Raw genomic sequence first — 13581 nt, forward strand, 5'->3', positions numbered from 1 at the left:
ATCACATCCCTTTTGTTTTAATTCATTAGGGGAGAAATTCTCCCCTTTATTATGGTTGTTGTTTTTTAAGGAATGTTGGGACTCCGTCTTTTATTTCTAGAATTGTTATAGATTTTACTGGATTGTGATTTTTATCTATAGAAAGTTCACCTGTTACACCTTTGAAATTCTTTGTAGATGCAATAGCTTCTTTTAATTTTTCACGATCTGCTTCTCCCGCCCTTTTTAATGCATCTGTAATAAAATAAGCTAAATCATAACCTAGAGCATTAAAAGCATCTGGCTCTTTGTTGTATTCTTTTTTAAAGGCTTCTCTAAAAGTTGCTACCTCTTTACTAGTATCTTTTGAAGAATAATGATTAGTATAATAAACTTTGTTTAGATTATCCTTTCCAGCAAGTTCAAGAAGTTTTGGTGAATCATATCCGTCTCCCCCTAGTATTGGAATACTTAATCCTAATTCCCTTGCTTGTTTTAAAATAAGTCCTACTTCTTCATAGTATCCAGGTATATAAAGTAGTTCTGGATTTGAATCTTTTATATTAGTTAAAACCGCTTTAAAATCTTTATCCTTAGCTTGATAGGCTTGTTCAGTTACAACTTTTCCACCTAATTTTTCATAGGTTTCTTTAAAACTTTTGGTAAGTCCTTTGCTATAATCACTAGTAGTATCCATTAATACAGCTGCATTTTTAAGTTTTAAGTCTTTAGAAGCAAAGTTTGCAAGAATTACTCCCTGAAAAGAATCGCTAAAGCAAGTTTTAAAAATATAATCTCTAACTTTTCCGTTACTGTCTATTGTTACATCATCTGCCGTTGCTGAAGCAGAAATTAAAGGTACTTTATTTTGTGTAGCTTGTGGTATTGCTGCTTTTACGCTTCCAGAAGTTGCAGGCCCCAATATTGCAACAACTTTATCTCTAGTAGCAAGTTTTGATGCTATATTAGCTGATTCCGCTGTATCAGATTTGTTATCCCCTTTAATTGTTTCTATTTTTTTATCTAAAACGCCACCCTTTTCATTTATTTCTTTAAAAGCAAATTCAATACCTTCTACCAAACCTTGTCCATAAGTTGCAACTTCATTTGAAAGTTCATAGTTAAGTCCTATTTTTATAGTATCCCCTGAGGATTTTCCTTCTCCTCCTTTACCGCACCCAGCGAATAAAGTTGCTGTCATCAACATTGCCATAAAAAATGATAATTTCTTGTTCATAATATTTCTCCTTCCTCCTATTTAATTCTTTGTAATGTTTAGTTATGACGCCTATAATATCTTCTTCATCCGCTTTCAACATAAGCCCCAACTAAATCGCCCCCTTTATTTTTCAAAATTTATATATAAAAAAACCTCTACATGTATTTAAATACACATAGAGGCGTTTTAACGCTGTACCACTCTACTTTATTACTGTAACAATAAAACAGTAACCTCAAGAAGGTTTAAAATTAAACCTAGCATTTAACGCATGCCCTTCGGTTATAGCTTACTTTTAAATGTTTTTCAGCCAAACAATTCAGGAGTGATCATTACATATCCATTTAGTGTGGACTTTCACCTTACTCCACTCTCTTTAACTAAATTAAAGATATCTTTATCTCCATCATAATTATTAATACTATTTATGTATAATACGTATGAATATATTTAAATGTGAATTAAATTTCGTGATCTTGAAAAGTATTATTGACACTTTAGCACAATAGATAAAAAAGGTCAACGTATTTTATTAAAGTTCTATAATTAAACTGTTTTTTGCAGCGCATTGATTTTACTGATATTATCCCCCATCTATTTTAGAATCTTTATGAAATAATTGTTTCATTTTTTTGCATTATATTTTTATTTCTTAATTATAAAAAACCATTCAAATTTAAAATCATTCGTGTTTTTATAGTAATGAATTTTTATAATAAAAAAACATAGAGTTTAGATATTACAATACCTGTACTCTATGTTAATAATTTATCTATTAATTTTATTTTAATATTTTACAATACCTTTTTTGCAATTTCCACTGCATCTTTTGCATCTTTTGCATAATAATCCGCCTTTATCATGTTAGCATACTCATGATTTAGAACAGCTCCTCCTACCATGATCCTACAATCTGCTGCACTTTCTTTAAGCATTTTAATAGTTTCTTCCATACTTTTAACAGTGGTAGTCATTAATGCACTTAAGCCTACAAGTTTAACTTCATTTTCTATTACTTCCTTTAATATTTTTTCTTTAGGTACATCTTTTCCTAAATCTATTATAGTAAAACCATAGTTTTCTAATAAAGTCTTTACTATATTCTTTCCGATATCGTGAACATCTCCCTTTACAGTAGCTAAAATTATTTTCCCTTTACTTATATTCTTTTTATCTTTTACTTTTAAAGTTTCCTTTACTATTTCAAAGGATTTTTGCACTGTCTCTGCTGATTGAATTAGTTGTGGCAAAAACACTTCTCCTCTTTCATACTTATCTCCAACTATATCAAGTGCAGGAATTAAATCTTCTTCTACTATTTGAATTTCATTTTTTTTCTTTAAAAGTTCTTTTGTTGCCAAACTAGCTCTTTCTTTTAGCCCTTTTATAATTATTTCTTTTAAATCTTCATCTTTTACTGTATCTACTTTTTTTTCACTCTTTGTTATACTTGCATATTCTTTTATAAAATTTTGTCCACCAATATCTACATTACTTAAAACCTTAAAAGCCCTTATAGTATCTATCATTTCTCTATCTTTTGTATTTATTATAGGCAAGTCAAGGCCGGCAAAAAGAGCCATGTTTAAAAAGGTTCTATTTAAGAGTTCTCTATTTGGAAGACCAAAGGACACATTTGAAATACCTAATAGAGTCTTTACTCCTAAATTTTCTTTTACTAATTTTAATGCTTTTAAAGTTTCTAAAACTTCCTTTTGTTGTGCTGATGCTGTAAGGGTTAAACAGTCTATTATTATATCCTCTCTTTTTATACCATATTCCATAGCCCTATCCACTATTTTTTTTGCTATATTAAATCTTTCTTCCGCCTTAAGAGGAATTCCTTTTTCATCGAAGGTAAGTCCGATTACTGCTGCTCCATATTTTTTTATTATAGGAAGTATTTTATTTAAACTTTTTTCTTCTCCATTTACAGAATTTACTATAGCTTTTCCATTGTACACTCTTAAAGCCTTTTCTATTACTTCTGGATCATTTGAATCTATTTGAAGAGGTATATCTAATACACTTTGTATTTCTTTAATAACCTTTGCAATCATATCCCCTTCATCTATATCTGGAAGTCCTACATTTATATCTAGTATATCTGCTCCTTCTTCCATCTGATCTATTGCTTCTTTTAAAACATAGTTCATATCTTTATTTTTTAAAGCTTCTTTTAAAAGTTTTTTTCCTGTGGGGTTAATTCTTTCTCCTACTATTTTTATTTCATCTATAATCAATGCCTTTGAAGGTGTACATATTATAGTATTCTTTTCTATCTTTTTATCTATTACTTTCTTATTCTTAAACTCTTCTGCCATTAACTTTATAAATCTATCATCAGTTCCACAGCATCCTCCAACTATAGCTACTCCCTTATCTACCATTCTTTTTTGAGATTTTAAAAATTCTTCTGGAGTAATCTTATATAAGGTTTTTCCCTCTATCATTATAGGAAGCCCTGCATTAGGCTGTACCATTACTGGTATTTGAGAATATTTTAAAATTTCTTCTACTATTTTTTCTAATTCTAAAGGTCCTAAAGAGCAATTTACTCCCAATGCATCTACACCTAAGTTCTGAAGTACTAAAACCATTGATGGAATACTGCAACCTGTAAAGGTTCTTCCATCTTCTTCAAAGGTCATAGTGCAAAATATAGGCAAATTACAATTTTCTTTTGCTGCAAGAATAGCTGCTTTTGTTTCATAAAGATCTGACATGGTTTCTATTAAAATTAAATCTACCCCTGTTTTTACCCCTTGTAACACTTGTTTTTGAAATATATTATAGGCTTCTTCAAAGCTTAAAGTTCCCATAGGCTCTATTAATTCCCCTATGGGACCTATATCTAGTGCTATCGCTATATTTTTATCCTTAGATGCTAGCTTTGCATTCTCAACAGCTGCTTCAATTATGTCTTCTACAATATACCCACTGTTAAATAATTTTTTATTATTGGCTCCAAAAGTATTAGTAGTTATTATATTTGCCCCAGCTTCTATATATTTTTTATGTATTTGTATTATTTTTTCTCTTTCCTTTATATTTAATATCTCAGGAGCTTCTCCAATTACTAATCCATATTTTTGAAGCATAGTACCCATGGCTCCATCAAATATTAATATTTCTTTGCCTAATTTGTCTTTAATTTCCACAAGTTCCACCTAACTTTCTGTAAATACATTCATTATATTTATTACATTGACTACAGCTTTTCTTTTTAATTATACTATTTTGTGGAACAAATCCTATAATAGCGGTAACTGATTTTCTTGGTGCCATTATATTACTATGCGATAGGGTTATTCCTATATTTTTTTCAAATTGCATAATACTTAAAATTTTACTTTGTACTTTTAAATCTAAATCTCCATACCCTGGACTATATCTATAAGTTATATTTAAATTATTTATTTTTCCTTGGTTTTTTACGTAGTTCTCTATGTTATCACATAATTCTTCTATGGCTACTGTACCACAAGCATCCATAATTATTGCCTTGGTCATATTAATTTTTTCATATAAACTAATTTTTCTATCCAACTCATGACCCAAAGTGGCTGCCATAAGAACACAATTTTTAGATAAGTAAAGGTGTTTTTTTATATCTTCTCCTTCTAACCTTAAATTAGTTCCTAAAAAATTTACTCCTTCTTTAGTATTTTCTATTTTAAATTTATTGTATACATACTTAGGTTTTATAAGTTTTTTAACTTCATCTATGGTACAATCAATCAATTCTTCTAGTTTTTTATCTTCAAATTCTTCATTACAACATAGATATCTTAATACTTCTTTTTTATTTATTTCTAAATCTTTTATCATATAATCACCAGTTATAAAATCTATTTCATTTTCATTATATCTATTCTTTTTACTCTATTATGAATATCAGAAGATCCTGGTCCTCTTTTGGTAACCTCTTCTTCATTTATATTTAATTCTCTAGCGATTAAAGCTCTAACTCTAGATCCACAGAAGTTTCCTTGGCAAGTTCCCATTCCTGCTCTTGTTCTTCTTTTTATACCATCTAAAGATTTTACTTCTATTTTTCTATTTAATGCATCTATAATTTCAGCTTCTGTAACTCTTTCGCATCTACATATTATATGTTTTTCAGGATCTTGTGAATTTATATCTCCCTGAAAACTACTGTCCTTTTTCACTATTATAGCTTTTCTGTAGACTTTAAAATTATCTTTGGATTCTAATTGAAGTCCAGAATTTTTTAATATTTGTAAAACCTCTTTAGCTATAGCTGGTGAAGAAGTTAAGCCTGGTGAATCTATACCTGCTACATTTATAAATCCTTTTACTTTTGTTTCTTTTATTATAAAATCCTTTGTATTATTTGTAGGTCTTATTCCTGCAAAAGAAGTTAAAGTCTTTTTAATATCAAAGTCTTTTACGGATTTTCTAGCAGTTTCTATTATATATTTCAACCCCTCTTCTGTAGTTGATACATCATCTTTATCATCTACCTGTTGAGCATCTGGTCCAATCATAAGATTCCCATGATAAGTAGTAGTTACCAAAATGCCTTTTCCTTTTTCAGTAGGTGCTTGAAAAATAACTCTATTTACTAAATAGGATTGGTCTTTATTTAATAGTATATACTCTCCTTTTCTAGGTATTATATAAAAGTCATCTACTCCAATCATCTTTGAAATTTTGTCACTATAAACTCCAGCTGCATTTATTACATATTTACCTTTAAAATCTCCTTTGTTAGTTTTTACATTAAATATATCATCTTCTTTTTCTATTCCTATTACCTCATGAAGAAGTTTTAATTCTACACCATTTTCTATTGCATTTTCTGCAAGCGCTATAGTAAATTCATAAGGAGAGCACACTCCGGAATGTTTGCAATAAAGAGCCCATTTTACATCACTACTAACATAAGGTTCTAATTGTCTTACCTTTTCACCATCTATTATCTCTAAATCTTCTACTCCATTTTTTATTCCTCTTTCATAAAGTTCTTCTAAAGCTTTCTTTTCTTCATCTGAAAAGGCAAGTACTAAAGATCCAGTTTTTCTATACCCAAAATTTAATTCTTTTTCTAACTGTTCATACATTCTATTTCCTGCTACACAAAATTTAGCTTTTTGTGTACCTGGTTTGTCATCGTATCCGCCATGTACAATACCGCTATTTGCTTTAGAGCATCCACAACTTACATCATCCTGCTTTTCTAATAAACATATATTAAGTTTATATTTAGAAAGTTCTCTTGCAATATTAGTTCCAACTACACCTGCTCCTATTATAATTACATCATACATATTATTTCCTCCCAAGTTTCAATAATAATTTTTATCTTTAAATATCTATTATCTACATATTAATTATAACAAATTTAATTTTTAAAAAATAGTATTAAAACTTTTATTTTACACAATATACTATTAAGAACTTTTATAAAGGAGTGTTTTTATGGCTAGTAGAACTTATTCTTTTAGAGACGAACAGGGAAATCTGGTAAAATACGTAGTAAAAGAGTATCTTTCCCTCAATGAAAATGAATATATACTAATGTCACCTGAAGTAGATACATCTCAAGTAGAAGTATATAAATTTAGTTTTATAAATGGTGATGAAGCTTTAGAACTTGTAGAAAACAATGAAGAACTTAATCAAATTAAGTCTGCTTCAAAAGTAATTTAAAAAGGAGGTTTAATATATGGATAGAGGAACAGAAGAAAATAGATCTAGTATAGGCCATTATGTTATAAGGCTTTTATTAACCGCTCTAGTGTTAGCTGTAACTTCCTTTTTAACCCCTGGTTTTTCAATAGTTGGACTTTGGTCAATGCTTTTAGCGGCTGTTGTAATAACCATAATAGATGCCCTTGTGGAAAGCTTTTTTAAAGTAGATGCTTCACCCTTTGGCAAAGGATTTAAAGGATTCGTCATTGCAGCTATAATAATATACGCAACTCAATTTTTTGTACCTAATATGAATGTTTCTTGGTTAGGTGCTATACTAGCAGCATTAGTAGTTGGAATAATAGATGCTTTTTTACCTTCAAGAGTTATGTAAAATACCCAAAAGGCTATGACTTTAAAAATCATAGCCTTTAAAAATATAATTAAATTATGAAACTTCTTTAAACTGCATATTATATAGGCATTCATATATTCCTTTTTTCTCTATAAGCTCTTCATGGGTGCCCTTTTCTTGTATTCCACTTTCCGTTAAAACAAGTATTTCATCTGCATTTTTTATTGTACTCAATCTATGAGCAATAACTAATGTTGTTCTGTTTTTAGATAATTCATCTAAAGATTGCTGTATATATTTTTCACTTACATTGTCTAATGCTGAAGTAGCTTCATCTAATATTAAAATAGGTGGATTTTTAAGAAAAACTCTTGCTATAGATATTCTTTGTTTTTGTCCTCCCGAAAGCTTGGCTCCTCTTTCTCCTACAAAAGTATCATAACCCTTTTCTAAATTCATTATAAATTCGTGAGCATTAGCCATTTTTGCAGCCATATATATTTCTTCATCTGTAGCATTAGGTTTACCGTAAGCTATATTTTCTTTTATTGTTCCTGCAAACATATAAACATCCTGTTGAACTACGCCTATTGAATCTCTTAGGGATTTAAGTTTGATATTTCTTATGTTTTTACCATCTATTTTGATAACTCCACTATCTACCTCATAAAATCTTGGTATAAGATTACATAATGTAGTTTTTCCACTTCCAGAAGAACCAACCAAAGCTACAGTTTTTCCCTTTTCTATTTTTATGTTTATCCCTTCTAATACAGTGGATTCTGCATCATAACTAAAAGTTACGTCTTTAAATTCTATTTCCCCTTTTGGATTCTTTAAATCTATAGAACCAGGTACATCTTCTATTTCTGGTTTGGTATTTAAAATCTCTAAAAATCTTTCAAATCCAGTTATACCCTTTTGGAATTGCTCAGTAAAGTTTACAAGCTTTTCTATTGGATTTAAAAATATATTTATATATAGAATATATACAACTAAATCAGATGCTTGAGCTTCACCAGTTCCTATAAGTATTCCTCCTACTAGAATTACTGAAAGATATAGCATTCCTTGAAAAAATCCATTTCCACTAAAAAATTTTCCCATAATAAAATAACCTTTTTCCTTAGTTTGTAAATATTCATTATTTCCATTTTTGAATTTTTCTACCTCTAAGTCTTCATTAGAAAAAGATTTAACAACTCTAATTCCCGCTAAACTATCTTGTATTTGAGAATTTACTGAGGCTATTTTAACTCTATTCTTTTTAAATATATATTTCATTTTTTTATTATAAAAATAAGAAAAATATATCATAAATAAAGTTATAAAAAATAGTACGCTAGTAATTTTAACATTTATTTTCATAAGTATTATGAAGGAACCAAATATTTTTAAAAGAGAAATAAATACATCCTCTGGCCCATGATGAGCAAGCTCCGAAATGTCAAATAAATCATTTACTATTCTAGACATCAATTGACCAGTGTTTGTATTGTCATAGTATGAAAAAGATTGCTTTTGAAGATGTAAAAATATATCTTCTCTCATATCTGCTTCCATTCTAGCTCCCATAATATGTCCCCATGAACTTATGTAATACTGACAAAAATATCTAATTATATACATAATTAATAAACCGATTCCTATTAATACAATAAAATGTATTATTTCACTACTACTTTTATTTACATATATATCATTTAATAAGTATCTCACTATAAGAGGAAATATCAGATCTATCATAGATAAGGTAAGGGCACAAAACATATCCATGAAAAACATAGATTTATAAGGCTTATAATAATCTATAAATCTTTTTAATGTGTTCATTTAAAAATCTCCTTTCTAAAATATTTATGATGACATTATAACATTATATCATTTTTTCTCATATATTGATAAATATAAGTAATAAATCTATAATTATATAATGGTAAGGTATTTAAAAGTTACAAATGAGGAGTTGGTATAGTGCTTGGAATAAACTATAAACCTTGCAGCAAAGACTTTTGGCAAGGTCGTACTGATAGTGAAGATAATTTTTTAGCCTTTAGATGGCATCAATGGGTAGAACCTATTGATTTAAACAAAGATGATTTGAAATCTTTTGAAGGGAAATTAGGTTTTGCATTTATTGGTTTTTGCTGTGATGAAGGTATAAGACGAAATAAGGGTAGAACTGGTGCTGCTAAGGGACCTGAAACTATAAGAGAGGAAATGGCTAATCTTCCCTGTTGTTTTACAAAAGAAGTAAAACTTTTTGATGCTGGAAATATTTTTGTTGAAAATATAAGTTTAGAGGAAGGTCAAGCTCTGCTATCTAAAGCTGTGGATAAAATTTTAAACTTAAATCTATTTCCTATAGTCCTAGGCGGTGGACATGAAGTTGCCTTTGGTAATTATTTAGGTGTATTAAATCATTTAAAAACTATTAAATCTAAACCTAATATAGGCATTATAAATTTTGATGCTCATCTAGATATTAGACCATATACTGAAGGCATGGGAAACTCAGGAACTATGTTTAGACAAATATCTGATATATGCAAAAGAGAGAATTTAAAATATTCTTATCTTTGTATGGGAGTTCAAAAACATAGTAATACTCTAGATTTATTTAAAACAGCTGATAATTTAGGGGCTAATTATGTTTTCGCTAAAAATATAACCCATGTAGACGATTGGACAATATTTGAATCTTTAGATGACTTTATGAAAAATCAAGATCATATATATATAACTGTATGCTCTGATGTATTTTCTTCAGCTTTTGCTCCAGGAGTTAGTGCAACACAATCTCTTGGACTAGATCCTGAAGTAGTAGTAAGACTTATCAAATATATAATAAGATCTAATAAAGTAATAAGTTTTGATATTGCAGAAGTTTCGCCAAGATTTGATCAAGGTCATATTACTGCAAACTTAGCTGCAGTGGTAATTTTTTCAGTAATAAATACATTATCAAAAGTTTATGATTTAGAATTATAATGAAAGATAGATGGATTTTTCTGATAATTTATTGACATCACTAAATTTCTATTGTAAAATTTAATTATAAAATAATGTATAATTAGATAATTATTCTAGTTGAAGAGTATAAGAGAGCTCCTATTTATAGGACGCCGAAGGGACAATCTATGTTTATCCCAATAAAGCATAGAGAAATTCTCAGGCAAAGGAATTATACTTGGATAGACTCTGGAAAAGAAACAGAGAGAGAGCAAACTTTGGGTTTGTTCTCTCTTTATTTTTTAACAGATGGAGAGCAAACTTTGGGATTTGTTCTCTTTTTTTTATTTTTAATGAAATTATTTTTGAAAGGAGATATTTTATGACTAATTCAAATGAAAGTAAAAAAGGTATTCTTTTAGCCTTATTAGCCGGTGCTTCTTGGGGTGCTATGGGTATTTTTGTTAAAAACTTAGAACAACTTGGCTTTAGTCCTATGGCCATATCTTCTCTTAGACCTACTATTGCTATACTACCCTATATAATTATAAATTTAATTAAAGATCCCCAATGTTTTAAAACAGATTTAAAAGGGCTTCTTTTATTTGCTATCTATGGTATTTTCGCCTTAGATGGAATGTTTATAGGTTCTAGCTATGCTGTAAAATATACAGGGGTAGCAACAGCTTCTGTATTATTATTTGTAAATCCCGTTATTGTAATGATCTTATCCTACTTTTTATTTAAAGAAAAATTTACTGTAAATAAGATTATAGCTTTAGTGTTAACCTTAGTTGGATGTTGTCTAGTAGTAAAAGCCTATGATCCTGCTGCTTTTAAAGTAAATCTTATTGGAGTATTTTGGGGAATAATATCTAGTTTTGCAATGGCACTTCAAAATATTTTAGGAAGAATAGGAACAGAAAAATATCCTCAAAAAACTCATTTAACTTACTCTCTCTTATTTGGTGCAATATTTTTATGGTTCTTTGAACCACCTTGGACTTTAGTGTCTTTAATTAAAAATACTGGAACTAATTCTACAATTTTGAACGTTTTAGCATTAGGTATAGTATCTACCCTCATTCCAACTATAGCAATTGTTAAGTCTCTTGAATTTATAGAATCAAGCAAAGCAAGTATTATAGCAAGTGTAGAACCTGTTGTAGCTTCCATATTAGCCTTTATAATATTTGGAGAAATATTTGAAATTCCTCAATTAATAGGAATGTTTATGATTATGGGCTCCATAATATTAGTTCAAACAGATGGTAAAAAATCAAAATTAGAAGCATCTACTGAAAAATCTTCTAAAAAAGAAGTTTTAAAAAACGAATCTGATAATTCAAATAATACATTTAAAAATAAAGTTACTGCTAATTAATTTAAAAAGAGGCTACCTCAAAAAATATTTTGAGGTAGCCTCTTTTAGCAGTAACACACTTTACTTTTATTCAGGCACAATAATTACTATACTTTTAGTATTCTTTACAACCTTAGCAGTTACTGAACCTATCATTCTAGTTAGACCCTTTTTAGTAGATTTAGTCATTATTATAATATCAAAATTTTCATCTTTAGATTTTCTCAATATTTCATCTGCAGCATATCCAAAGGTAATACATTTTTCAATATCATATCCCTTTAGTTGTCTCTCAGCTGTATCTAATATAAATTGGCTTAATTCTTGAGCTCTTGCAATCTCTTCTGATGCTACCATACCATTTACTATTACTATTTCTTTAACATTCATTAATGTAACTTCAACTTTATCTTTAGGAAACATGTCCTTTAGTAAATCTAAGGAGTGCATACTTCTGTCTGTACCATCCAGTGGAATTAAAACTTTCATTTTTTCCATAAGAACACATCCTTTCTATCCATTACCCTATTAAATTCTACATTTAAGTATAAAAATCCTCCTTAAAATAAAAAGTTATTATATTTTTTAGACTAATATACAAATACTGCTTCTACTACTGCCATTAGCTCTAACTGTCCTGGAATTATAGGAGTTGATACATCCTTAAGCATAACTACATTTTCTCTTAAGGGTTCTATGTTTCTTTCTTCTTTTACACTGCATGGTGTTGTATTTACCTGTACTTTTAAAGTATTACCTATAACTATAGCTTTTTCTACTGAATCCTGTACCGCTAGTTTTAATACTCTGTTATTGTATTGTTTTAAATCAGATACAGTAAATCTTACACTTGCCACATTGTTTACTCCATTTTTTACTGATGCATCAATTATTTCTCCTACTTTTCTTACATCTCTTATATTTACACTTAAAATATTTGTTACTCTATACGCTCTAAATACCTGTTTATTATCAACATAATCATATTGTGCTTCTATATTATAATTAGCAGTGCTTATATCTTTTATATCAATCCCCATATTTTGAAGCCCTCTTATAACTCTACTACTTATTTGAGCATTTTCCTTTTGAGCCTTTTCTAAATTTTTATCTTCCGTTATTATTCCCAAACTTATAACTGCCATATCTGGCTGGACCTTCAAATTTCCAACGCCCATTACCCTTATTCTTCCTTTATTACACATAGAAACTCTAGTATTATAAAATCCAGAATACATATTAAAGTACCATCCCCATTTTATTAATAATATACATTTATAATATGAAATAATTTCTCTATATGTTCTCCTCTTTTAATCTTTATTACCATAAGTTTGGCATGGACGTGCCTTTTTTAGTATAATATATAAATACAAAGTTTTTAATCTACTATAAGAAAGGAGAAATATTATGAAATTGTTTTTTATATCTGACATACATGGTTCATCCTACTATTTAGAAAAAGTTATTAATATATATGAAAAGGAAAATGCTGATTATTTAGTTATATTAGGAGATGAACTCTATCACGGTGCAAGAAATCCTCTACCAAAAGAATATAATCCTAAAAAGGTTGCTGAAATTTTAAATACATATAAAAATGAAATAATAGCAGTAAGAGGAAATTGTGATAGTGAAGTAGATCAAATGGTTTTAAATTACCCAATTATGAGTGATTATTCTATAATTTTATATAATAATAGAAGATTATTTTTAACCCATGGGCATATATATAATAAAAATAACTTACCTAATATAAGCACTGGTGATGTTTTAATATATGGTCATACCCATGTTCCCTTAACTGAAAAAATAAATAATATGTTTATAATAAATCCTGGTTCTATTACTTTTCCAAAAGAAAATACACCTAATTGTTATGGTATTTTGGAAGATAATACGTTTAAAATAAAGACTTTAGATGGAGAAGTATTTAAAGAAATAGATATATCTTAAAGTAAAAAAGTATAGTTATCCCCCTATACTTTTTACTTTATATTTTAAGTAATTAATTTTTCTTATATTTTAATATAACTTTATCCTTACTACTTTCTA

General features: G+C 28.6%; 12 protein-coding genes and 1 riboswitch. Of the genes, 5 read left to right on the forward strand and 7 right to left on the reverse strand.

Annotated elements, in window-relative coordinates:
• Positions 1-49: 49 nt before the first annotated feature.
• The 4 genes from CKV72_RS07615 to CKV72_RS07630 all read right to left on the reverse strand — a co-directional run bounded on the left by CKV72_RS07615 (position 50) and on the right by CKV72_RS07630 (position 6492).
• A complete protein-coding gene (locus CKV72_RS07615) occupies positions 50-1216 on the reverse strand; it encodes an ABC transporter substrate-binding protein (protein WP_095177927.1) in 1167 nt (388 codons plus the stop codon).
• A gap of 776 nt (positions 1217-1992) precedes the next feature.
• On the reverse strand, positions 1993-4359 hold the full coding sequence (locus tag CKV72_RS07620) for a homocysteine S-methyltransferase family protein (protein WP_095177928.1): 2367 nt from the start codon (positions 4357-4359) through the stop codon (positions 1993-1995).
• Positions 4349-5029: a vitamin B12 dependent-methionine synthase activation domain-containing protein gene (locus CKV72_RS07625; protein ID WP_095177929.1), complete on the reverse strand. Its 681-nt coding sequence runs from the start codon at positions 5027-5029 to the stop codon at positions 4349-4351. The genes CKV72_RS07620 and CKV72_RS07625 overlap by 11 nt, the downstream gene beginning before the upstream one ends.
• Positions 5030-5049: 20 nt before the next feature.
• On the reverse strand, positions 5050-6492 hold the full coding sequence (locus CKV72_RS07630; protein WP_089865873.1) for an NAD(P)/FAD-dependent oxidoreductase: 1443 nt from the start codon (positions 6490-6492) through the stop codon (positions 5050-5052).
• 151 nt (positions 6493-6643) lie between these two features.
• On the opposite strand from CKV72_RS07630, the gene CKV72_RS07635 reads away from it, so the two are divergent.
• Both CKV72_RS07635 and CKV72_RS07640 read left to right on the forward strand, forming a co-directional pair.
• Positions 6644-6874: a DUF1292 domain-containing protein gene (locus CKV72_RS07635; RefSeq protein ID WP_089865876.1), complete on the forward strand. Its 231-nt coding sequence runs from the start codon at positions 6644-6646 to the stop codon at positions 6872-6874.
• 16 nt (positions 6875-6890) lie between these two features.
• The gene (locus CKV72_RS07640) at positions 6891-7250 is read left to right on the forward strand and encodes a phage holin family protein (protein WP_095177930.1); all 360 of its coding nucleotides are present in this window, start codon (positions 6891-6893) and stop codon (positions 7248-7250) included.
• A gap of 54 nt (positions 7251-7304) precedes the next feature.
• Here the strand turns inward: CKV72_RS07640 and CKV72_RS07645 are convergent, their stop codons facing one another.
• Positions 7305-9044, reverse strand: coding sequence for an ABC transporter ATP-binding protein (locus CKV72_RS07645; RefSeq protein WP_095177931.1), 1740 nt, complete (start codon positions 9042-9044; stop codon positions 7305-7307).
• 141 nt (positions 9045-9185) lie between these two features.
• Here CKV72_RS07645 and hutG point away from each other — a divergent pair, with 141 nt between their 5' ends.
• The gene (gene hutG / locus CKV72_RS07650; protein ID WP_089865884.1) at positions 9186-10202 is read left to right on the forward strand and encodes a formimidoylglutamase; all 1017 of its coding nucleotides are present in this window, start codon (positions 9186-9188) and stop codon (positions 10200-10202) included.
• A gap of 99 nt (positions 10203-10301) precedes the next feature.
• A riboswitch (glycine riboswitch) is annotated at positions 10302-10408 on the forward strand.
• A gap of 137 nt (positions 10409-10545) precedes the next feature.
• A complete protein-coding gene (locus tag CKV72_RS07655; RefSeq protein ID WP_089865887.1) occupies positions 10546-11547 on the forward strand; it encodes a DMT family transporter in 1002 nt (333 codons plus the stop codon).
• A 66-nt stretch (positions 11548-11613) separates the two neighbouring features.
• Here the strand turns inward: CKV72_RS07655 and CKV72_RS07660 are convergent, their stop codons facing one another.
• Both CKV72_RS07660 and CKV72_RS07665 read right to left on the reverse strand, forming a co-directional pair.
• On the reverse strand, positions 11614-12024 hold the full coding sequence (locus CKV72_RS07660) for a universal stress protein (RefSeq protein ID WP_095177932.1): 411 nt from the start codon (positions 12022-12024) through the stop codon (positions 11614-11616).
• Positions 12025-12116: 92 nt separating this feature from the next.
• On the reverse strand, positions 12117-12764 hold the full coding sequence (locus CKV72_RS07665) for an SIMPL domain-containing protein (protein ID WP_089865895.1): 648 nt from the start codon (positions 12762-12764) through the stop codon (positions 12117-12119).
• A 172-nt stretch (positions 12765-12936) separates the two neighbouring features.
• Between CKV72_RS07665 and yfcE the strand changes: the two genes are divergently transcribed.
• Positions 12937-13482 carry a phosphodiesterase gene (gene yfcE / locus CKV72_RS07670; RefSeq protein WP_089865898.1) on the forward strand — a complete coding sequence of 182 codons (546 nt, stop codon included), beginning with the start codon at positions 12937-12939 and terminating at the stop codon, positions 13480-13482.
• Positions 13483-13581 lie beyond the last annotated feature (99 nt).

Source organism: Clostridium cochlearium, assembly GCF_900187165.1.
In the GTDB taxonomy this organism is placed as follows: domain Bacteria; phylum Bacillota; class Clostridia; order Clostridiales; family Clostridiaceae; genus Clostridium_G; species Clostridium_G cochlearium.

Bases quoted from the DNA above. Each gene is read 5' to 3' on its own strand.
- CKV72_RS07615 (WP_095177927.1), bottom strand. From the start codon at position 1,216: ATGAACAAGAAATTATCATTTTTTATGGCAATGTTGATGACAGCAACT.
- CKV72_RS07625 (WP_095177929.1), bottom strand. From the start codon at position 5,029: ATGATAAAAGATTTAGAAATAAATAAAAAAGAAGTATTAAGATATCTA.
- CKV72_RS07630 (WP_089865873.1), bottom strand. From the start codon at position 6,492: ATGTATGATGTAATTATAATAGGAGCAGGTGTAGTTGGAACTAATATT.
- CKV72_RS07635 (WP_089865876.1), top strand. From the start codon at position 6,644: ATGGCTAGTAGAACTTATTCTTTTAGAGACGAACAGGGAAATCTGGTA.
- CKV72_RS07640 (WP_095177930.1), top strand. From the start codon at position 6,891: ATGGATAGAGGAACAGAAGAAAATAGATCTAGTATAGGCCATTATGTT.
- CKV72_RS07645 (WP_095177931.1), bottom strand. From the start codon at position 9,044: ATGAACACATTAAAAAGATTTATAGATTATTATAAGCCTTATAAATCT.
- CKV72_RS07655 (WP_089865887.1), top strand. From the start codon at position 10,546: ATGACTAATTCAAATGAAAGTAAAAAAGGTATTCTTTTAGCCTTATTA.
- CKV72_RS07660 (WP_095177932.1), bottom strand. From the start codon at position 12,024: ATGGAAAAAATGAAAGTTTTAATTCCACTGGATGGTACAGACAGAAGT.
- CKV72_RS07665 (WP_089865895.1), bottom strand. From the start codon at position 12,764: ATGTATTCTGGATTTTATAATACTAGAGTTTCTATGTGTAATAAAGGA.
- yfcE (WP_089865898.1), top strand. From the start codon at position 12,937: ATGAAATTGTTTTTTATATCTGACATACATGGTTCATCCTACTATTTA.